Raw genomic sequence first — 19,852 nt, 5'->3', positions numbered from 1 at the left:
GTCCTTATTTTTATCTCATAAATAATCAAAGCCGGTGAAATTTTACTTGTCGTAAAATTTCACCGGCTTTTTCATTTCAAAGAGTGGGTTTTGTCCCAGCCTCTTCATTATGTTTTAGTCCAATTACTCTGTGTCTTCCTCATGCAGGTCTTCATGACAGTGATCACATTTGGCATAGAGTACAGAAACCTTTTCGTCCTCAAAGTGGGTAATTGTAGAATTGCAAGTCTGACATACGATAGTTCCCATTGTTCCCCTTCCCCTTTGCCTCGCATTTTTTGAAACCGCTTTCTTATTTCTATAATATTATGTCACATTTAAATTTTCAAGCCTATTTTGTATGTCACATTTTGGAGGAATATTATTACTTTATAAATCATATGATGGGAGTCAAGCAATCAGGAGAAAATTGTGGTATGATATTTTTGAAAATTCTAACATTATGGAGGTGTTCACATGCAAGAAGAGGCTTTGATTAGGGTCCATAATAAATCCAAGAAATCAACCATTACATATGAAGATGTAAAGGAAATCCTTCAAGAGTATGTCAGGAGAACAAAAAAGACTGGGGAACAATTGAATTGGGATTATGATCAACATGCTTTCCCATACTCCATTGAAGAAATTCAAAACGAAGCCAAACAGTTTCTCCAATTAAAAAGTATAGACCCTCCTCTCTATCATTCTTTCTATCTGGATATACCAGAGGAAATGGATGACACCATTCTTAGAATTACACTCTCTAGTCAGTCCACACATGCTGATAAAGGGAAGGCGAATGAACTCTGTCGTTTCATTTCAAAAAACTGGGGAGCTGAGCTTCGGTTATTTAATAAGAGAGTCATGCAATTTTAGCTTTGTCATAACATGTAAAATTCACATATTTTTATATCAAGTAAAAACCCACTGCATGTTCTACAGTGGGTTTTGTTTATTATTCAGTTGCTTCTCTTTTTGTAATAAGTGATGGGTCAACAAACTCATACCCTTTCTCCCTAAGGCCTTCTACAATTCCTTTAAGGGCCTCATTAGTCCAACTTCTATCATGCATCAGTAGATTTGCCCCATCATTTAGATATGGTGTCTCAAGCATTATCTTAGTCAGAGCATCTTTTTCAAGGTAATCCTTCTCCCAGTCATATCCGTATGTCCAGTTCATGGCAATCATGCCTTCTTCCTCAATAACTTGATGAGAAATATCTGTGTTCACACCATGAGGGGCCCTAAAGAACTTAGGTTTTTCACCTATTACTTCTTCAATCATCTGGTTTAGCTTCACTATTTCTTCTCTTTGTTTATCTTCCGGTAAATCTCTTAACAATGGATGGTTATACGTGTGGTTACCAATATGAAACCCTAGCTCGTAAATGGTTTTTAATTTCTCTTGCTCCTCAGGAGTATCAATGAAATGTCCATTCACAAAGAAGATGGCTGGAACATCAAGTTCTTTCAAAGTATGCGCCATCTCAACAGCATATTTATCTGGAGCATCATCAATAGTAAGTAAGACTACTTTTTCATTTGCTGAGTCAATTGGTTTAATCGACCAGTTTACTGTATTGACATAGTATTGGGGTTCTGATGGTTCCTCTGTTTCCCCATCTACTTCTTCTGTTTCTTCTTCCTCATCTTCTTGCTTATTTGAATCTTCCTCATCTATATCGGTACCTATATCGGTAGGTTGTTCTTCAGTGGTATTATTGTCTTCTTCAACTGGTTGTGGTGTTGGTGTACCTTGTGTCTCTTCATTGTTACAGGCAGTAATAAACAAGGCCATAAATACAAGTAGATACATAAACCTTTTCATCGTTGCTCCCCCTAAGTAGAAATTTTTATGTAATTCTATATTTATCACGTCTAGAAAAGGGGAATAGTGTTGTCCGTTTCTCTTTTTCTAGAAGCTGGTATCTCTATTTTTATTATACGAGAGATAAGCAAAGAATCCTATAATATTTTATTACGATTTATACCAAACAATATAGGTAAATTGTATGAAAAAAACTAGGCTTTGGATTATTCCTTATCCGTAGCCTAGTTTTTTATATACCTGTAGTAAAAGAAGGAAGCCCCCAATGAATGAGATAATAGATGGACAAGGTCCCAACAGTAATGAAAAATGAAGCCTTTGTAGATTTCACAATATACTTCGCCAGTCTAAAAGCTAAAAAGACGAAAATAACAAACATCGCTACATTGTATTCCCAATGATCACGAGAAGAAAGCCATTCAGCTAAACTATAGCCACTCCACACCATCATTTGAAGTAATACTGCCACATAACTTTTCATGCCATCACTCTTTTCTACGGTATCTCCTTTATTTATTTCCATCATTCCCTTTCTACGGATAAAATAATAATACAAGGCGATATCAGATATATCATTTCTGTAACATTACAGTGACATAGGGAAAATGTCCTGAGCAGTATGCTACACTAGATTTGAAAATTCCAAACATTCTTCTTGTGCGGTGAGTGTATGAAGAAAAATTACCTACTATTGTTTTTTGTTTCCCTTTTGTTCACTTCTTGTTCGAATGAACACAATCCAATTATTGATGATCAAGGTACTAATCTTGTTTTCTTTACTGATGATGGACATTATGAAAAAGAAATCTCTTATTATGATGCTATTTTAGAATTAAGAAAAACATACCCAACACTTGTAAGTAAAATGAAAGTAGTCACACCCAACGACGTTCATAAACTTAATAAGAACCTCCAGGTTGACAAGTTTCCTGCCTTAATGATTGTGAACAAAAACGAAGTGATTTTTTCTATTGAAGGAGCTTTATCAAAAGAGGAAATTGTGGACCCCATTCTTTTATTGCTTTCATCTAACTAGAGTCTTGGTATCGATTGCTTACTACCTAAAAAGAACTCCGACTATTGTCGGAGTTCTTTTGTTTTATTTTACAATATGGATTGGTGTTCCTAGGGCTACTTCAGCAGCTTCCATTGTAATTTCACCTAATGTTGGATGCGCATGAATTGTCATAGCAATATCTTCTGCAGTCATACCAGCTTCAATTGCTAAACCAAGTTCAGCGATCATATCAGATGCACTTGGTCCTGCAATTTGTGCACCTACAACTAGACCATCTTCTTTACGAGTAACAAGTTTAACGAATCCATCAGCATTATTTAAAGCTAGTGCTCGACCGTTCGCTGCAAATGGGAATTTTGCCGCTGAAACGTCAAGTCCAGCTTCTTTAGCTTGTGCTTCATTATAACCAACAGTAGCAATTTCCGGTTCAGAGAATACAACAGCTGGGATTGCTAAGTAATCCACTACTGATGCTTCCCCTGCGATTGCTTCTGCCGCAATTTTCCCCTCGTAAGAAGCTTTATGAGCAAGTTGTGGACCTTCAACAACGTCTCCAATTGCATAAATACTGCTTACATTTGTACGACATTGTTTGTCAACTTTAATCAAACCACGTTCAGTCAGTTCGATTCCTACTTGTTCTAAACCTAACTCATCTGTGTTTGGCTTACGACCAACAGAAACTAGAACGTAATCTGCTTCGATCTTTTGCTCTTCACCTTTAGTTTCATAAGTTACGACAACACCGTTATCTGTTTCTTCAACGCCTTTTGCCATTGCTTTTGTAACAACTGTTGCGCCTTTTTTCTTCAAGTTTTTCTTAACTAGAGTTGTCATTTGCTTTTCAGTACCAGGTAGGATATCGTCTCCACCTTCAAGGATTGTTACTTCTGTTCCGAAGTTAGCATAAGCAGTTCCTAACTCCACTCCAATAACTCCCCCGCCAATGACAACCATCTTTTTAGGGATTTCAGTTAAGTTTAGAGCACCTGTTGAGTCAATAACACGTTTTGAATACTTAAACGTTTTTAACTCAATTGGTCTTGAGCCAGTTGCAATAATAGCATTTTTAAATTTATATGTTTGAGCTGAATTTTCATCCATTACACGAATTGTATTAGCATCTACGAAATAAGCTTCACCGTTTACGATGTCTACTTTATTTCCTTTAAGAAGTCCTTCTACACCGCCAGTTAACTTCTTAACAACACCATTTTTAAACTCTTGAACTTTTGAAAAATCAACTGTAACGTTTTCCGCTTTAATCCCCATTACATCAGCATGTTTTGCATCTTCAAAGCGGTGTCCAGCTGAAATTAGAGCCTTAGAAGGTATACAACCTACGTTTAAGCAAACGCCACCTACTGTTGCTTTTTCTACGATGGTTACTTTTTGTCCAAGCTGTGCAGCACGGATAGCTGCTACATATCCACCAGGACCGGCACCGATGACGAGTGTGTCTGTTTCAATTGGAAAATCTCCTACTACCATGAATTACGCCTCCATTAACAATAGTTCTGGGTCGCTGAGTAATCGCTTGATTTGGTTCAATGCATTTTGAGCAGTTGCACCATCTATCATACGGTGATCGAAGCTTAATGAAAGTGCTAAAACAGGAGCAGCTACGATTTCACCGTCGCGAACGACCGGCTTTTCAGCAATTCGGCCAATACCAAGAATTGCTACCTCAGGATGATTGATTACAGGTGTAAACCATTGACCACCAGCAGAACCGATGTTAGTAATTGTGCAAGAAGCACCCTTCATCTCATCAGGAGACAGCTTGCCATCTCTTGCTTTTGTAGCCAAATCACTAATATCGTTTGAGATAGTGAACATTGATTTACGATCTGCATTTTTCACTACTGGAACTAATAATCCTTTATCAGTGTCCGCAGCAATACCTATATTATAGTAGTGTTTATGAATAATTTCACTTGTTTCGTCATCGATTGATGTATTTAGCGCTGGGAACTCTCTTAATGCGCTAACTAATGCTTTCACTACATAAGGTAAGAATGTAAGCTTCACGCCTTTATCAGCGGCAACTTGCTTGAATTTCTTACGGTGAGCAACAAGCTTTGTTACATCCACTTCATCCATCAACGTAACATGAGGAGCTGTGTGCTTAGAATTAACCATTGCTTTTGCAATAGCCTTACGAATTCCGCTCATCTTCTCACGAGTTTCAGGGAATGCACCTTCTGGAATTTGTGGTGCTGCAGCAGTTGTTGTTTCTGCTTTTGCTTCTTCCTTCGCTTCCGCTGCAGGTGCGTCAGCAGGCTTCGCTCCACCCGGAACAAATCCTTCAATATCTTCTTTTAATACACGTCCATTCTTACCAGAACCGGATACTTGACGAATATCAATACCCTTTTCACGAGCAAACTTACGAACAGAAGGCATTGCGATCACACGTTGCGATGGATCTACCTCTTCTGTAGAAGGTGCCTTTTCAGTCGTTTCAGCAGCTTTTGTTTCCGCTGGCTTTGCTTCTTCTTTTGGTTCTTCCTTTGGCTCTTCTTTCTTTTCTTCGTCACTGCCCTTAAATTGTAAATCTTCATATCCAGGTGCATCGAAAGTGATAAGAACATCTCCAACGATTGCCGTTTCACCTTCGCCTACCTTAACATCTACTACTTTACCAGTTACAGGTGATGGGATCTCAACTACGGCTTTATCGTTTTGTACTTCACAAAGCACATCGTCCTCTTTAACTTCTTCTCCTGGCTTTACGAACCATTTTACGATTTCACCTTCATGAATACCTTCACCGATATCTGGCAGTTTAAATTCAAATGCCAATTGGTTCTACCTCCTTTAAAGGTGCATGTTTAGTCTTTTACACGAATGGAGGTTGAAAGGAACACCAATCAACCTACCTTAAATTAAAACTCAAGTACTTTTTTAGCTGTTTCAATTACGTCTTTATAGTTAGGAAGCCATACAGATTCTGCTTGTGAGAATGGGAAAACTGTATCTGGTACTGCTACACGTAGCACTGGTGCTTCTAAGCTAAGAATTGCACGATCATTAATTTCAGCCACTACATTGGCTCCTACACCCGCTTGCTTTTGAGCCTCTTGGACCACAATAGCGCGATTTGTTTTTTCAACAGATGCAATAATCGTTTCAATATCGATTGGGCTAACCGTTCTTAAGTCAACCACTTCAACTGAATATCCTTCTTTTTCAAGTTCATCAGCCGCTTTTAATGATTCTTGAACCATTGCTCCATAAGTAATAATGGAAAGGTCTTTACCTTCACGCTTTACATCCGCTTTTCCAAGTGGAATCGTATACTCTTCCTCTGGTACTTCTTGACGGAAAGAGCGGTATAATTTCATGTGCTCTAAGAAAATAACTGGGTCGTTATCACGAATTGCAGAAATTAACAAACCTTTTGCATCATAAGGAGTTGAAGGAATAACCACTTTCAGACCTGGTTGTTGAGCCACGATACCTTCTAAGCTATCCGCATGTAGTTCTGGAGTATGAACCCCTCCACCAAATGGAGATCGAATCGTAACTGGTGCATTGTAGCGACCTCCAGAACGGTAACGCATACGAGCAAGTTGTCCAGAAACAGAATCTAATACTTCATATACAAATCCAAAAAATTGAATTTCAGGGACTGGACGAAATCCTTGTAAAGATAAACCAACAGCTAAACCACCAATACCAGACTCAGCTAGTGGAGTATCAAATACTCGGTCCTCTCCAAATTCTTTTTGTAAGCCTTCAGTAGCACGGAACACCCCACCGTTAACACCAACGTCTTCCCCGAAGACAAGAACGTTTTCATCGTTCTTTAACTCGGTGCGCAACGCATCCGTGATTGCTTGAATCATTGTCATCTGCGCCATTGTCTACTTCGACTCCTTCTCTTTATAAATTTCAAGTTGTTCTTTTAAGTTGTAAGGCATTTCTTCGTGCATGATAGAAATTAAGTCTGTTACTTTTTGCTTTGGTGCTTCGTCAGCCTTTTTAATAGCATCCTTAATCTCTTCTTTTGCCTGTTCAATTACTTCGTTCTCCATATCTTCATTCCAAATTCCTTTTTCTTCTAGGAATTTACGGAAACGGATAAGAGGATCTCGCTTTTCCCACTCGTCATCTAATTCAGACGTACGATATCTAGTTGGGTCATCCCCTGCCATTGTATGTGGACCATAGCGGTAACACATTGTTTCAATAAGGGTTGGTCCTTCACCATTAACGGCTCTTTCACGAGCATCTCTAACAGCGGCATATACAGCTAACGGATCCATACCGTCTACTTGAATACCAGGGATACCAGCTGCAACAGCCTTTTGCGCAAGAGTTTCAGCAGCAGTTTGTACACTTACTGGAGTTGAGATGGCAAATTGGTTATTTTGAACAACGAAAATAGCAGGAGCTTTGAAAGCACCAGCAAAGTTAATACCTTCGTAGAAATCACCTTGTGAAGTTCCACCATCACCTGTGTATGTGATTGCAACAGCTTTTTGACCACGCTTCTTAATACCTAAAGCTACACCAGCTGTTTGAATGTATTGAGCACCGATGATAATTTGTGGAGAGAGTACGTTTACTCCTTCAGGTGCTTGGTTACCTTGGAAATGACCTCTAGAGAATAAGAAAGCTTGATACAATGGTAAACCGTGCCATACTATTTGTGGAACGTCACGATAACCCGGTAAAATCCAGTCTTCTTTTTCTAAAGCAAATTGAGAAGCAATTTGAGAAGCTTCTTGTCCAGCTGTTGGCGCATAGAAACCAAGTCTTCCTTGTCTGTTTAAAGAAATAGAACGCTGGTCTAGTATACGTGTGTACACCATTCGCTTCATTAGTTCTTGTAGTTGCTCATCAGTTAAATCTGGCATCGCAGATTCGTTAACAACCTTGCCCTCTTCATTCAGGATTTGAAACGTTTGGAATTGCTTGTTAATGGACTCAAATTGCTTTTTATAATCGATCTGAGCCTTTGTTTTTGAAGCCATTCCCTTCACCCTTTCCTTATCATTTTAGAAATTTTCATTTAACATCAATAGGGTACCCATAAGTCCTAGTGAGTTTACTAAAACTATTAAACAAAACCTCAAAAAACTGTACTAGTGTTTTAGAGAGATTTTAATAATACAATAATGTACTCGATGTTTAGTTTACATTAACCGTTTTCCTTACGTCAATCACTTTAACTTTAACCTTTATAAAATCATATGTAGTGAAACAAAAAGGGTGTAAAATTAAACTGTATCAACGAAAATTCGCATACTGTATTATAAGACAGTCTACTATTTTTCACACCTGTTTTATAATACAGTAAACACAAATATGCTATTATATTTGCATGTTTCCTCAAAACCACTCATTTTAAACCGAATTCTGGATGAAAGAATCTTTTATTAAAACAACAAAAAAAGACAAAGCTAAGTTTCTCAGCTTTGTCTTTTTGCTTATGATTGATCGGCTGTTACAGTAACTTCCATCCCAGCAGATTCGTAAAATTCTTTCTTTGCGTTATTATACTCTTCCGTAATTTTATTGAAGCTTTCATTAGATGCCAGAACAATTTCGTAAGCCTCATTGATTTCGGTAATTTTTGATTGTAACTGTTCTAATGTTAGGTTTTCATCCTGTAGTAAGGTGTATAGATCCTTATCTAATTGGATACCTTTTACATATGCATCATACAGCTCTTTATGGGCTTCATAACGACTATTCATTGTTTCAATCAGGGCCTCAGCCTCTTTTTTTAATTCTTCGTCTTCAATCGTTGCCACAATATCTTGTACTTCATTAAATTTTTCTTCGGATTCAATCATACTCTGGCGTTCAAGTTCAATTTTACTTTCTCTTTCTTCTACAAGAGAAAGTGCCTCTTGTGACAAACTAACAATCTCGTCAAATTCGTTCATACTTAAACCGATGATTTGTTCATACAGTTCATGTTCTCTTTTTTCTAAATCTCTCAAGGAATCCTGCTGTTCATTGTAACCTTTCTCTGATGAGACAACACCCTCCAAAGAAGTATACATATTATCAATAGGTGAAACTTTCTCTGTACAACCCGATAATATTAACAGCCCGGAAAGCGAAGTAATTACTCCAATTTTTTTTAACATATTGTGCATTCTCCAAACCCCCAAATACTATGACATGTTCTACTATATCCTTGCTTCACCCGTTTGACAATAGCTTGTCCTATATGAATTTTGAACAAATTTTTCTAATTGACAAAATACTTTATGTCGCTATTGTATTCTGCTCGTTTTTTGTTTATGACTATATTAAATACTATGCATACTAAGTCCTAGATGGATGACCCACTCATTACTTTTAAGATAATCTTTGCTACACTATTAAAAGATAGAGTTTACAATTTATAGGAGTGTTTTTTTATGTTAACAATGAATGATATCGTTAGAGACGGGCATCCAACGCTACGAAAAAGAGCTAAAGATGTCTCTTTACCTCCTTCAGATGAGGATAAACAAATTTTAAATAGTCTCATGGAGTATGTACAAAATAGCCAAGATGAGGAAATGGCAACAAAGTATAACCTTCGACCTGGAATTGGTTTAGCTGCTCCGCAAATAAATGTTCCAAAAAAAATGATGGCCATTCATGTCACAGATGAAACCGGAAAGCTGTATAGCTATGCTCTGTTCAATCCACGAATCGTTAGTCATTCCGTACAAAGGGCGTATCTAACAACAGGAGAGGGGTGCCTTTCAGTAGACGAGGCCATACCTGGTTATGTGCCTAGGTATTTTAAAATTACCGTTAAAGGAACCACTATAGATAATGAAGAGGTTCAATTAAAGCTTAAAGGGCTAGTTGCAATTGTATTCCAGCATGAAATTGACCACCTTAACGGGATTATGTTTTATGACCATATCAATAAAGTAGATCCATATGCCGTGCCTGTAAATGCGGTGGCTATTGAGAGATAAGCTAGAGATTTTAGCTTATCTTTTTTTGTATTGGTGAACATTGGGTTCCTCGTGCTCGGGGGAAAGCCGCACTCAAGTTACGATTTTCGCACACAATTATTATTTTATTGCACTCATCGGGGTGGTTTTCGCACTCAAATGAATATTTGCACTCAAATCTCCATTTTTGCACTTATTAACAAATATTCGCACTCAAACAACGATTATCGCACCTAAAATTAGATATTCGCACCTAAGACTTTTAAAAGGTGTTTCAACTGTTAGAGGAGAGACTCTCCCTCCTCTATTTTTATGAAAAAACCGAAGCAAATCAGGTGAAATTTTAAAAAAGCCTGCTACTACAGCAATTACACCAGATCCCTATTATTAAAGAAGTCCCACCGCTTTTAAGCCATATACTAATCCTTCTTCATCAACATCCTTCGTTATATAATCAGCATGTTGCTTTACTTCATCTACTGCATTCCCCATAGCCACACCAACACCAACAGATTCAATCATTTCAATATCATTCAGCCCATCCCCAAAAGCATAGGTATCCTTCAAATCAAATCCTAGCTTCTCTATCATTTTTTTGATTCCTTCTGCTTTGGATCCACCCTTTGGAATAACATCCATAGAAAGTTCATGCCATCTGATAAAGTGGAGTTGCTCAAACTCTTCTGCATATTGACTTTGCCACTCTTCAGTACAAAAGATTAGTGCCTGGTATATTTCACGATTTAAGAAAAATGCTTCATCCTTCTCGGGGTGCGACATGTGTAAACTCCCCATTGCCTTTGAAATGAAATCATGCTGTTGTATGCTCGCTTTCATTGTTTGATGGTTTAGATACACAAGAGGGTGACCTAAATCCGTTGCCTTTTGTGTGAGTTCCTTTATTGCCAGGCGATCTAATGGATTTTTATAAATTGGCTCTCCTTCAAAAACGACATATTGACCATTAAAACTAACGAATGAATCAACTTCCAGCTCTTTTCGTAAATCTTCGTACATAAAAGGAGCTCGTCCAGTTGCTATTGCGACATAAACATCCTGTTTTTTTAGTTGTTGAATCGCTTCCTTAGTTGCATCCGGAATTGTTTTATCATGTCTCAACAATGTTCCATCAATATCAAAAAAAACAATTTTACTCATATCAGGTCTCTCCCTTTGCTGTTCACTTGTTTTGATAATAGTTTGTGTAGTTTTTAAAAAGCTCTTCAAAAAAGGGCTATTTTAGAATAATTTGTTTGCTTTTTACAATATTTGGTTCTATAGGCAAGGGGTGTTGATTTCCGTTGCAGGTGCTTGCTTTCCGCGGGCGGTCCGGGAGCCTCCTCGTCGCTTTCGCTCCTGCGGGGTCTCCCTTGTCCCTTCCTCCCGCAGGAGTCAAGCACCTTCCACTCCAATCAACTTCGGTTTAATAACTTGTGCAACAAATAACAATTCTTACTAAAACAGCGAAAAAACTCCTTCAGTATGTGTACTTATTAAATACCAACTATCCCCATGAAAAACTTAAAGCTTGTCTCCATATAATAAGGAAAAACAAGCTCGACTTAATCATGAAAAGAGGAGGTAAATGAAGATGCTCAAAAGAATACGGAAAAAAATTAAAAAACAATGGGAAAATGTCATGAAAAAGAAACAATTGGCTTAGGTGTTTCACTTTCGTGTTTTTAAAAATATAACTCATAAAGTAGGTAAATCCAAGACCTCCTTTACTGGGGGGTTTTTTTTCTACAATTTTTCAATTCCCTCATGGGATTAGCGATACCAAGCCGTTTCTTCATAGAAATAGTCAGTGAAACTGGAAAATTTAGAGTGTAGGTTACTTGCTATTGTGAGCTTAATTTTGTAAAGTGAAGAAAGCAGAGGATGATTCGGTATAACATACTTGTTATTTTTTCTAAATCAAAGAGCAAGGATTTGAAAAAATAGCAAGTCTATATTTGGGGTATTACCTGTCCGTCCAAGAGGAGCCCCTATACACAGATTTATTCTTATTATCAGTAGGCGGTTTTGTGCTGCCTTCTTTAAAAATTGCTATTTAAGAAAAAACTATATATTAACGATTCAAGGAGAGAAGATGAAATGATTTTTAAAGTATACTATCAAGAATCTAAAGCAGAAGTTCCTGTACGTGAACATACAAAAACATTGTATATGGAAGCTGAAACTGAGCGCGAAGTACGACTTGCTTTGGATGACAAAAACTTCAACATTGAGTTTGTACAACCAACTACCGGTGCATATCTAGAATACGAACAACAAAGTGAAGATTTTAAAGTATTGGAGAAAGCCTAAATGAAATTCGTAAAAAATGACCAAACAGCAGTATTTGCACTAGGTGGACTAGGTGAAATCGGTAAAAATACGTATGGGGTACAATTCCAGGATGAAATTATCTTAATTGACGCTGGTATTAAATTTCCTGAAGACGAGCTTCTAGGAATTGATTATGTAATCCCTGACTATTCATACCTTGTGAAGAACGTTGATAAGATCAAAGGTCTCTTCGTCACTCATGGACATGAAGATCATATCGGTGGAATCCCTTACTTACTACGTGAAGTAAATATCCCGATTTATGGCGGAAAACTTGCTCTAGGATTAATCCGTAATAAATTGGAAGAGCATGGACTATTACGTCATGCAAAGTTACATGAAATTCAAGAAGATGACATTATTAAGTTCAGAAAAACCTCTGTTACTTTCTTTAGAACTACCCATAGTATTCCAGATTCTTACGGAATTGTAGTTAAAACACCTCCTGGGAATATCGTTCATACAGGTGACTTTAAGTTTGACTTCACTCCGGTTGGGGAACCTGCAAACTTAACGAAAATGGCTGAAATCGGTAAAGAAGGCGTTCTGTGTTTACTATCGGATAGTACGAATAGTGAAGTCCCTCACTTTACAATGTCTGAGCGTCGTGTCGGTGATAGCATCCAAGATATTTTTAGAAAAGTTGACGGACGTATTATCTTTGCTACATTTGCTTCCAATATCCACAGACTTCAACAGGTTGTTGAAGCCGCGGTAATGAATGGACGTAAAATTGCCGTATTTGGAAGAAGTATGGAAGCGGCCATTGATATTGGACAAGAATTAGGCTACATAAGATGCCCGAAAAACACCTTTATCGAAGCTAGCCAAATTAACCGTCTCCCTGCTCATCAAGTAACTATTTTATGTACAGGAAGCCAAGGAGAACCAATGGCTGCCTTATCAAGAATTGCTAATGGGACTCATCGTCAAATTCAGATTATCCCTGGAGATACGGTTGTGTTCTCTTCTTCCCCTATCCCTGGGAATACCATTAGCGTAAGCAGAACCATTAACATGCTATTCCGTGCCGGTGCTGAAGTGATTCATGGCTCATTAAATGATATCCATACTTCTGGACATGGTGGACAAGAAGAGCAAAAGCTAATGCTTCGCTTAATGAAACCAAAATTCTTTATGCCAATTCACGGTGAGTATCGTATGCAACGTATGCACTCAAAGCTTGCTATAGATTGTGGCGTTGAAGAAGACAATTGCTTTATCATGGATAATGGTGAAGTTCTGGCTTTAAGTCAAGAGGAAGCACAAGTAGCCGGTAAGATTCCTTCAGGGAATGTTTATATCGACGGTAGCGGTGTAGGAGACATTGGAAACATCGTTCTGAGAGACCGTAGAATCCTTTCTGAGGAAGGTTTAGTGGTTGTAGTAGTTAGTATCAACATGAAAGACTTTAAGATTGCTGCAGGCCCTGACATCATCTCTCGTGGATTCGTTTATATGAGAGAATCAGGCGACCTCATTCATGAAGCTCAGGGAATTATTACAAAGCACCTTTCTAAAGTGATGGAAAGAAGAACGAGCCAATGGTCTGAGATTAAAAATGAAATTACGGATACACTTGCTCCTTTCCTATACGAAAAAACAAAGCGTCGCCCAATGATTCTTCCGATTATTATGGAAGTTTGATGACGTGAAGGCAGTGCCATCAAAGATGGCACTGCCTTTTCTATTGGTTATGAGTTGATTTATGAGTGCTAGCCCAATGACCTGGCTGTGAATTGTAAATGAAAACAGAGAATTAAACTGATTTATTGTTACCCTTTTAGGATGAAATGCCAGTCTCCGAGCACGATTCCCGGACTATCCGTTACCCAATTCGCTGCCTTTCCTAATTTCCGAGCACGATACAAACAAAAAAACAAGCAGTACCCGGAACCAAAATTTGTTCCAAGCACGCTTGCCTCTCTAATCATCCAACATTCTTTTTTCAAACCTGTTAATGTCGTTATCTGCTCCTATTACAATTAAAATATCTCCACGGTGAATACTTTCATTTGCTTGAGGAGATACGATAATTTCATTCTTTCTCTTTATCGCTACAATATTGATTCCGTATTTTGCACGGATATCTAAATCAATAATTGAATTACCTGCCAACCTCTCATTTGCAACAATCTCCACGATACTGTGCTCGTCTGATAGTTCTAAGTAATCGAGTACGCTACTGGAGGCAATATTATGAGCAATCCTTCTACCCATATCACGTTCAGGGTGAACAACATGGTCTGCACCTATACGTCTTACAATCTTCTCATGATAGTCGTTTTGAGCTTTTACGGTTATTTTATTTACACCGAGTTCTTTTAGCATCAGTGTCGTTAATATACTGGATTGAATGTCATCTCCAATCGCAACAATAACATGATCGAAGTTTCGAATTCCTAAGCTTTTTAAAACAGATTCATCCGTACTATCAGCCACTACAGCATGCGCAGCTACAGATGAAAATTCATTTACTTTATCTTCTTCACGGTCTATCGCCATAACTTCCATACCAAGCTCAGTGAGAGCACGACAAATGCTACCACCAAAACGCCCAAGACCAATTACTACAAATTCCTTTTTCAACTGAAACGCCTCCAAGTCAATCATTCGACTGTTCCATGTCATTTTAGCATATGTTTTAGAAGAAAATATAGAGTTTCTTTGTTTTGTTTTTTATTCGATAATAAAAGACCCCTCTGATTTTTTCAGAGAGGTCTTATTGATCAAGTTAAGAACTCAAAGCATTTAACATTTTAAACTGAGCACTTACTAATTTGTAGTACTCACCCTTCTTCATCATGAGCTGATTGTGGTTTCCGGATTCAAGGATATTTCCATGCTCCAGTACAAATATATGGTCAGCTTCACGAATCGTAGATAATCTGTGAGCGATGATAATAGAAGTTCGGCCTTCTAACAGGGTTTTTAGGGCTGTTTGAATTTTGACTTCTGTTTCAGTATCAATACTTGCTGTTGCCTCATCTAATATTAAGATTTTTGGATCAGCCAGTAATGCTCTGGCAAAGGATAGAAGTTGTCTTTCCCCAACAGAAAGGATATTTCCTCTTTCTTCGACCTCTGTCAAATACCCTTTAGGAAGATTCTGAATAAAATCATCTGCTCCAATAGCCTTTGCTGCCTCTATAACCTCTTCATCAGTGGCATCTGGACGACCAAATCGAATGTTCTCCATAATTGTTCCTGAGAAAATGAAAGTGTCTTGCAATACGATACTAATTTGGCTTCTGAGACTCTTAACAGAGATATCTCGAATATCGTGACCATCGATTTTAACTTGACCACCTGTAGCATCATAGAAGCGACTGATTAAGTTTGCAATCGTCGTCTTACCAGAGCCTGTATGTCCGACAAGAGCCACAGTTTGCCCAGCCTTCATCTCGAGGCTAATTCCTTTAAGCGCTTTTCTCTTATCATCATAAGAGAACTCCACTTGATCAAACTCAATTCGACCTTTCATATCATCAAGGTGAATCGCATTTGTTTTTTCATCAATTAATGGTTTCTCATCAAGGAATTCAAAGATTCTTTCAGATGAAGCCATCCCCATGAGTAATTGGTTATATACTTGGCCAAGTCTAGAAATTGGTTCCCAGAACATCCCTAAGTAGAATGCAAAGGATACAAATTCACCGATGCTGATGGTTCCATTACCGATTAGAGTAGCTCCGTACCAAATCAATACAGCGGTACCGATTGCATTTGTCATTTCGACTAATGGTCTGAATGTCGCACTTTTCTGAGTAGCATTTCTCCAAGATTCGTAAACACCAGTGTTAACGCCATCAAAGAATGCCATGTTTTCTTTCTCTTGAGTAAATGACTTGGTTACTCTTATTCCCTGAATACTTTCATTCAGGTGGGAATTCAAGCTTGATTGACGTAGACGAACGGTTTGCCATGAGCGGCGGATGTTTTTTCTAAGCTTTGTTGAGATAAGAAACATAAGTGGTACGGTTATCATGATTGCTAATGCTAATGGTGGGCTTAATGTAAAGAGAATAATGACAATCCCGATTAGCATGATACAGTCCATCATTAGGTTAATGATTCCATTTGTAAATAGGTCTTGCAGGGAGTTAATATCATTCAAAATACGAACTAGAATGGACCCAGCTGAGCGCTGGTCAAAAAATCTATGCGAAAGACTTTGTACATGTGTAAACAAGTGCTTTCTTAGATCATAAATAACATTTTGTCCAAGCTTATTAAGCCATCTAATTCTTAAAACATTAGCGATATAAGAAATTAAATACATGGCCCCAATTGCAATGACGAGCTTCGTTAACAAATCTCCATCTTGTTTAATAATTGCTTCTTCAAGAATATAGACCCCGATAATGACAGGCACAAATAATCGAACTGCTGTTGTAATTAATACAACCAAAATGGAAAGTGGCAGCAGAGACTTAGAATACGGTTTTAAATATCCCATTAGTCTCCACATTTGCTGCCAGTTAAACGGTTTATCAATGACTAAGTCGTTTGAATATCGAAATCGTTTTAAAGCATTGGGGTGAACATTGTTTTCTTTCCGATTTAATCGGTCCTGATACTGTTTTGGTTCCTTCTTCACTTGTTGTCACCTCACCCTGTTTGCGATTGAAGAACCGCTTCTTGGTCTTTGTATTGAATATCATAAATACGTTGATATAGTCCGTTGTTTTTCACAAGGTCTTCATGAACGCCTCTTTCAACGATTTCCCCATCATCTAAAACTATAATTTCGTCAGCATGTTTTAAAGAAGAAATACGATGAGCAATAATGAAAGTTGTTCTTCCTTCCATTACTTCTTTCAGTGCTTTTTGTATTTCAAATTCCGTTTCCATATCAACTGCACTCGTTGCATCATCCAAAATCAAGATACTTGGGTTTAGACAGATGGCACGAGCAATGGAAATCCTCTGTTTCTGACCACCAGAAAGTCCAAGTCCTCTTTCACCTAAAATGGTGTCATAACCATCTGGGAGTTCTGAAATAAACTCGTGAGCTTGAGCTCTTTTAGCCGCTTCAATAATCTCTTCCATCGTTGCTTCCGGACGTCCATAGGAAATGTTCGCTTTAATGGAAGACGAGAATAAGAAAGGTTCTTGAAGGACAAATCCAATGTTATGTCGTAAAGACTTGAGCGTATATTGATTGACCTCACGCCCATCTACGAGGACTTGACCTTTAACTGGTTCGTAGAATCTAGTAATCAATTGAGTAATACTCGTTTTACCCGAACCTGTAGAGCCAATTAACCCAATCGTCTTGCCTGGGTGTGCATGGAAGTTAATATCTTTTAATGCAGCTTGATCATCCACTGTGTATTTCAATGTTACATTACGAAACTCAACTTCCCCATCGATTCGTTCCACATGGATCGGATGATCTACTTCTTGAATATCGTTAGGAGCCTCGAGGATTTCTAGTAAACGTTCTCCTGATGCTTTTGCTTGAGAAAACATATTTACAGTAAAACCGAGGTTCATAATTGGCCACATAATATAGCCTAGTAAACTATAGAAAGCAACAAGCTCTCCTAGCTGCATTTGTCCACCAACTACTAGGTAACCTCCGTATGCAAAAAGTAAAACAATACTTGCATTCCCTAGAAATTCCATTAACGGGAAAAATTTAGCCCAAATGCTTGCTGTGTGTAAATAGTTATCTTTATAGTCAGCATTTGAATTATTAAATCTTCCAATCTCAAAATCTTCTCTAGATAATGATTTTACTGTGTTAATACCACTAATATTTTCTTGCACCCGTGTGTTTAGACGACCAAATGATTTACGAACCCCTCGGAATGCCGGGTGAACGTTTTTATCAAAGCGGTATACTGCAACAGCTAGGAATGGAATCGTTGCTAGTGTCACCAGTGTTAGAGATGGTGAATAATAAAACATAACCCCAAAACTTACAGAAACTAATAAAATAAATCTCAATAATTCGGCAAAACCAAAGGAAAGGAAAAATCGAAACCCTTCCACATCTGCTGTTAATCTTGACATTAAATCCCCAGTTTTAGCGTTATCATAGTATTTAAAGGATAAGAACTGAAGCTTCTCGTACAATTCATTTCTTAATGAAAATACGGATTTAATCCCAAATAGATCTCCATTATATTGATGGAGATAAGTTGCAATCCCCTTTATAATCATGATCAATACAAAACCTATTGCCAAATAAGGTATCCAATTATATTGTCCTTTTAGAACAACTTCATCAATGGTTAATTGAAGAATAACCGGATATACGACCGTTATTCCTGTTACAAGAAACAAGAATATAATGGACGTTATAAAATGACGCTTATATGGCCAATAAAAATTCTTTAGCTTTTTAAAGATATCCAAAGTAATCCCCCTCTCAAGATGTAAGCATACGTTTTTGCACGTAAGTATTAATATATCGGGTTTCGAAATATTTTTCTACCCTTTTACTAGAATTTTTTTCAAATTTTGATTATTTCTCATCCTTACTCAATTTTGACATATTGAATTTAGTTTTCATCAGACTTAAACCATGTGTTTATTACAACTTTAGACTGAGTTTATTAAACAAAAAACGACTAGCCCTACTTGAGACTAATCGTTTCACAGTATCTATTCTTTTTCAGACTCATCTAAAACGCGGTTCACACGTTTCGTTAGCATCTTCATTCCACTTCCACCTGCTTGGAAGTGACGAAGTTTACCTTCTTTATCAAATACGTAGTATGCCGGAACATATTGGTTTTCGAATTTATCGGTAAGTTTATGTTCACTGTCAACAAAAATAGGTTGAGTAATGTCATGTTCTGCAGCAACTTGTTTGATTTCTTCCAGGTTTAAGTCATTTTCAGAACGCGGCATGTGAACTGCCACTACATTTAGCTTATCTTTATATTCATCACGGAATTCGTTAATTTGAGGCATAGCCTCTTTACATAGGTGGCAGCTAATGGACCAAAAATGAATAAGTGTTGGTTTTTCACCAACTAGCTCACTTTTGTTTAGCTGGCCGTTTAGCCATTCCGTTGCGCCTTCTAATTCGGGCATTTCTTCACGTAATTTCATGAGTTGTTTCCTCCTAGCTAATCTTTTAAAAAGGCCCAACATCTAAATGTTAGGCCATTTCTTAGTTAAGTATTAAAGAGTAGCTTGTCCAGGCTTCCAGTTAGCTGGGCAAAGTCCACCAGTTTGAAGAGCTTGAAGTACACGTAATGTTTCATCTACATCACGACCAATGTTGTTGTGGTTTACAACAGAGTACATTAGCTCACCTTCAGGACTAATAATGAATAATCCGCGAAGTGCAATTCCTTCCTCTTCAATAAGTACGCCATATTCACGAGATACAACATGGTTTGTATCAGCAGCAAGTGGATATTTTAAATCACCTAATCCATTTTCACTACGATCTGTTTTGATCCAAGCTAAGTGTGTATGAATAGTATCAGTTGATACTCCAATAACTTCAGCATCTAAATCTTCGAACTCATCATAACGGTCAGATAAAGCCGTAATTTCAGTTGGACAAACAAAAGTGAAGTCCATTGGGTAGAAGAATAATACTGTCCACTTATCGTTTTTCATGTTTTCTTCTAAGCTAACTTTTCCAAATTCTTTGTTTGAAAGTACAGCGTCCATTTCAAATCTTGGCGCTTGTTTACCTACCATACGTTCTGGCATTAAAAATCCCTCCAACTTGTCTTAAATTTATGTCGACATTCATTATAATGGATGCTTTTGCTTAACTCAAGTAAATACTATCTTGTAAATACTATT

Annotated in this window: 19 protein-coding genes; 5 read left to right on the top strand and 14 right to left on the bottom strand. The window is 37.6% G+C overall.

The genetic code is table 11. The features are described 5' to 3' along the window. Window positions 1–123: 123 nt before the first annotated feature. Window positions 124–249, bottom strand: coding sequence for a GapA-binding peptide SR1P (locus tag ABDZ91_RS07500; RefSeq protein ID WP_343797744.1), 126 nt, complete (start codon window positions 247–249; stop codon window positions 124–126). A gap of 207 nt (window positions 250–456) precedes the next feature. Here ABDZ91_RS07500 and ABDZ91_RS07495 point away from each other — a divergent pair, with 207 nt between their 5' ends. Further along, entirely contained in the window at window positions 457–855 is a 399-nt protein-coding gene (locus ABDZ91_RS07495) for a DUF1885 family protein (RefSeq protein ID WP_343797742.1), read from the top strand. A gap of 79 nt (window positions 856–934) precedes the next feature. Here the strand turns inward: ABDZ91_RS07495 and ABDZ91_RS07490 are convergent, their stop codons facing one another. Continuing rightward, window positions 935–1,807 carry a polysaccharide deacetylase family protein gene (locus ABDZ91_RS07490; RefSeq protein ID WP_343797740.1) on the bottom strand — a complete coding sequence of 291 codons (873 nt, stop codon included), beginning with the start codon at window positions 1,805–1,807 and terminating at the stop codon, window positions 935–937. Between the two features lie 232 nt (window positions 1,808–2,039). Further along, a complete protein-coding gene (locus ABDZ91_RS07485) occupies window positions 2,040–2,330 on the bottom strand; it encodes a hypothetical protein (RefSeq protein WP_343797739.1) in 291 nt (96 codons plus the stop codon). 147 nt (window positions 2,331–2,477) lie between these two features. On the opposite strand from ABDZ91_RS07485, the gene ABDZ91_RS07480 reads away from it, so the two are divergent. Further along, complete coding sequence (locus ABDZ91_RS07480; RefSeq protein WP_343797737.1) at window positions 2,478–2,843, top strand: hypothetical protein; 366 nt, start codon at window positions 2,478–2,480, stop codon at window positions 2,841–2,843. A 63-nt stretch (window positions 2,844–2,906) separates the two neighbouring features. Here the strand turns inward: ABDZ91_RS07480 and lpdA are convergent, their stop codons facing one another. The 5 genes from lpdA to ABDZ91_RS07455 form a co-directional block, all read right to left on the bottom strand. Next, window positions 2,907–4,316, bottom strand: coding sequence for a dihydrolipoyl dehydrogenase (gene lpdA / locus ABDZ91_RS07475; RefSeq protein WP_343797735.1), 1,410 nt, complete (start codon window positions 4,314–4,316; stop codon window positions 2,907–2,909). Between the two features lie 3 nt (window positions 4,317–4,319). Then, on the bottom strand, window positions 4,320–5,630 hold the full coding sequence (locus ABDZ91_RS07470; protein WP_343797733.1) for a dihydrolipoamide acetyltransferase family protein: 1,311 nt from the start codon (window positions 5,628–5,630) through the stop codon (window positions 4,320–4,322). An 83-nt stretch (window positions 5,631–5,713) separates the two neighbouring features. Beyond that, complete coding sequence (locus tag ABDZ91_RS07465; protein WP_343797732.1) at window positions 5,714–6,691, bottom strand: alpha-ketoacid dehydrogenase subunit beta; 978 nt, start codon at window positions 6,689–6,691, stop codon at window positions 5,714–5,716. 3 nt (window positions 6,692–6,694) lie between these two features. Next, window positions 6,695–7,807 carry a pyruvate dehydrogenase (acetyl-transferring) E1 component subunit alpha gene (gene pdhA, locus ABDZ91_RS07460; protein ID WP_343797730.1) on the bottom strand — a complete coding sequence of 371 codons (1,113 nt, stop codon included), beginning with the start codon at window positions 7,805–7,807 and terminating at the stop codon, window positions 6,695–6,697. Window positions 7,808–8,263: 456 nt separating this feature from the next. Further along, on the bottom strand, window positions 8,264–8,941 hold the full coding sequence (locus tag ABDZ91_RS07455) for a YkyA family protein (protein ID WP_343797728.1): 678 nt from the start codon (window positions 8,939–8,941) through the stop codon (window positions 8,264–8,266). Between the two features lie 267 nt (window positions 8,942–9,208). Here ABDZ91_RS07455 and def point away from each other — a divergent pair, with 267 nt between their 5' ends. Then, window positions 9,209–9,763 (top strand): peptide deformylase, encoded by a 555-nt coding sequence (gene def, locus ABDZ91_RS07450; RefSeq protein WP_343797726.1) that lies wholly within the window; start codon window positions 9,209–9,211, stop codon window positions 9,761–9,763. Window positions 9,764–10,129: 366 nt separating this feature from the next. Here def and ABDZ91_RS07445 read toward each other — a convergent pair whose 3' ends face one another. Then, window positions 10,130–10,900 (bottom strand): Cof-type HAD-IIB family hydrolase, encoded by a 771-nt coding sequence (locus tag ABDZ91_RS07445; RefSeq protein ID WP_343797724.1) that lies wholly within the window; start codon window positions 10,898–10,900, stop codon window positions 10,130–10,132. Window positions 10,901–11,839: 939 nt separating this feature from the next. Between ABDZ91_RS07445 and ABDZ91_RS07440 the strand changes: the two genes are divergently transcribed. Further along, entirely contained in the window at window positions 11,840–12,052 is a 213-nt protein-coding gene (locus ABDZ91_RS07440) for a DNA-dependent RNA polymerase subunit epsilon (RefSeq protein WP_343797721.1), read from the top strand. Next, entirely contained in the window at window positions 12,053–13,720 is a 1,668-nt protein-coding gene (gene rnjA / locus ABDZ91_RS07435; RefSeq protein WP_343797720.1) for a ribonuclease J1, read from the top strand. Between the two features lie 279 nt (window positions 13,721–13,999). Here rnjA and ABDZ91_RS07430 read toward each other — a convergent pair whose 3' ends face one another. The 5 genes from ABDZ91_RS07430 to ABDZ91_RS07410 all read right to left on the bottom strand — a co-directional run bounded on the left by ABDZ91_RS07430 (window position 14,000) and on the right by ABDZ91_RS07410 (window position 19,756). Beyond that, a complete protein-coding gene (locus ABDZ91_RS07430; RefSeq protein WP_343797718.1) occupies window positions 14,000–14,662 on the bottom strand; it encodes a potassium channel family protein in 663 nt (220 codons plus the stop codon). A gap of 145 nt (window positions 14,663–14,807) precedes the next feature. Beyond that, window positions 14,808–16,673, bottom strand: a complete 1,866-nt coding sequence (locus ABDZ91_RS07425) for an ABC transporter ATP-binding protein (RefSeq protein ID WP_425541797.1) — start codon at window positions 16,671–16,673, stop codon at window positions 14,808–14,810. Window positions 16,674–16,684: 11 nt separating this feature from the next. Next, window positions 16,685–18,439: an ABC transporter ATP-binding protein gene (locus tag ABDZ91_RS07420; protein ID WP_343797717.1), complete on the bottom strand. Its 1,755-nt coding sequence runs from the start codon at window positions 18,437–18,439 to the stop codon at window positions 16,685–16,687. Between the two features lie 249 nt (window positions 18,440–18,688). Continuing rightward, a complete protein-coding gene (locus ABDZ91_RS07415) occupies window positions 18,689–19,141 on the bottom strand; it encodes a TlpA family protein disulfide reductase (protein WP_343797715.1) in 453 nt (150 codons plus the stop codon). A gap of 72 nt (window positions 19,142–19,213) precedes the next feature. After that, window positions 19,214–19,756: a peroxiredoxin gene (locus tag ABDZ91_RS07410; protein ID WP_343797713.1), complete on the bottom strand. Its 543-nt coding sequence runs from the start codon at window positions 19,754–19,756 to the stop codon at window positions 19,214–19,216. Between the last annotated feature and the right edge of the window lie 96 nt (window positions 19,757–19,852).

The organism is Bacillus carboniphilus, from assembly GCF_039522365.1.
Taxonomy (GTDB): Bacteria; Bacillota; Bacilli; order Bacillales; family JC228; genus Bacillus_BF; species Bacillus_BF carboniphilus.
This window is presented reverse-complemented; position numbering and strand designations above follow the sequence as displayed.

Excerpts from the sequence above, each read along its gene's own strand:
- ABDZ91_RS07410 (WP_343797713.1), bottom strand. The coding sequence starts at position 19,756 with ATGCCAGAACGTATGGTAGGTAAACAAGCGCCAAGATTTGAAATGGAC.
- ABDZ91_RS07445 (WP_343797724.1), bottom strand. The coding sequence starts at position 10,900 with ATGAGTAAAATTGTTTTTTTTGATATTGATGGAACATTGTTGAGACAT.
- ABDZ91_RS07465 (WP_343797732.1), bottom strand. The coding sequence starts at position 6,691 with ATGGCGCAGATGACAATGATTCAAGCAATCACGGATGCGTTGCGCACC.
- ABDZ91_RS07495 (WP_343797742.1), top strand. The coding sequence starts at position 457 with ATGCAAGAAGAGGCTTTGATTAGGGTCCATAATAAATCCAAGAAATCA.
- ABDZ91_RS07485 (WP_343797739.1), bottom strand. The coding sequence starts at position 2,330 with ATGGAAATAAATAAAGGAGATACCGTAGAAAAGAGTGATGGCATGAAA.
- def (WP_343797726.1), top strand. The coding sequence starts at position 9,209 with ATGTTAACAATGAATGATATCGTTAGAGACGGGCATCCAACGCTACGA.
- ABDZ91_RS07455 (WP_343797728.1), bottom strand. The coding sequence starts at position 8,941 with ATGCACAATATGTTAAAAAAAATTGGAGTAATTACTTCGCTTTCCGGG.
- pdhA (WP_343797730.1), bottom strand. The coding sequence starts at position 7,807 with ATGGCTTCAAAAACAAAGGCTCAGATCGATTATAAAAAGCAATTTGAG.
- rnjA (WP_343797720.1), top strand. The coding sequence starts at position 12,053 with ATGAAATTCGTAAAAAATGACCAAACAGCAGTATTTGCACTAGGTGGA.
- ABDZ91_RS07500 (WP_343797744.1), bottom strand. The coding sequence starts at position 249 with ATGGGAACTATCGTATGTCAGACTTGCAATTCTACAATTACCCACTTT.
- ABDZ91_RS07480 (WP_343797737.1), top strand. The coding sequence starts at position 2,478 with ATGAAGAAAAATTACCTACTATTGTTTTTTGTTTCCCTTTTGTTCACT.
- ABDZ91_RS07440 (WP_343797721.1), top strand. The coding sequence starts at position 11,840 with ATGATTTTTAAAGTATACTATCAAGAATCTAAAGCAGAAGTTCCTGTA.
- lpdA (WP_343797735.1), bottom strand. The coding sequence starts at position 4,316 with ATGGTAGTAGGAGATTTTCCAATTGAAACAGACACACTCGTCATCGGT.
- ABDZ91_RS07490 (WP_343797740.1), bottom strand. The coding sequence starts at position 1,807 with ATGAAAAGGTTTATGTATCTACTTGTATTTATGGCCTTGTTTATTACT.
- ABDZ91_RS07415 (WP_343797715.1), bottom strand. The coding sequence starts at position 19,141 with ATGAAATTACGTGAAGAAATGCCCGAATTAGAAGGCGCAACGGAATGG.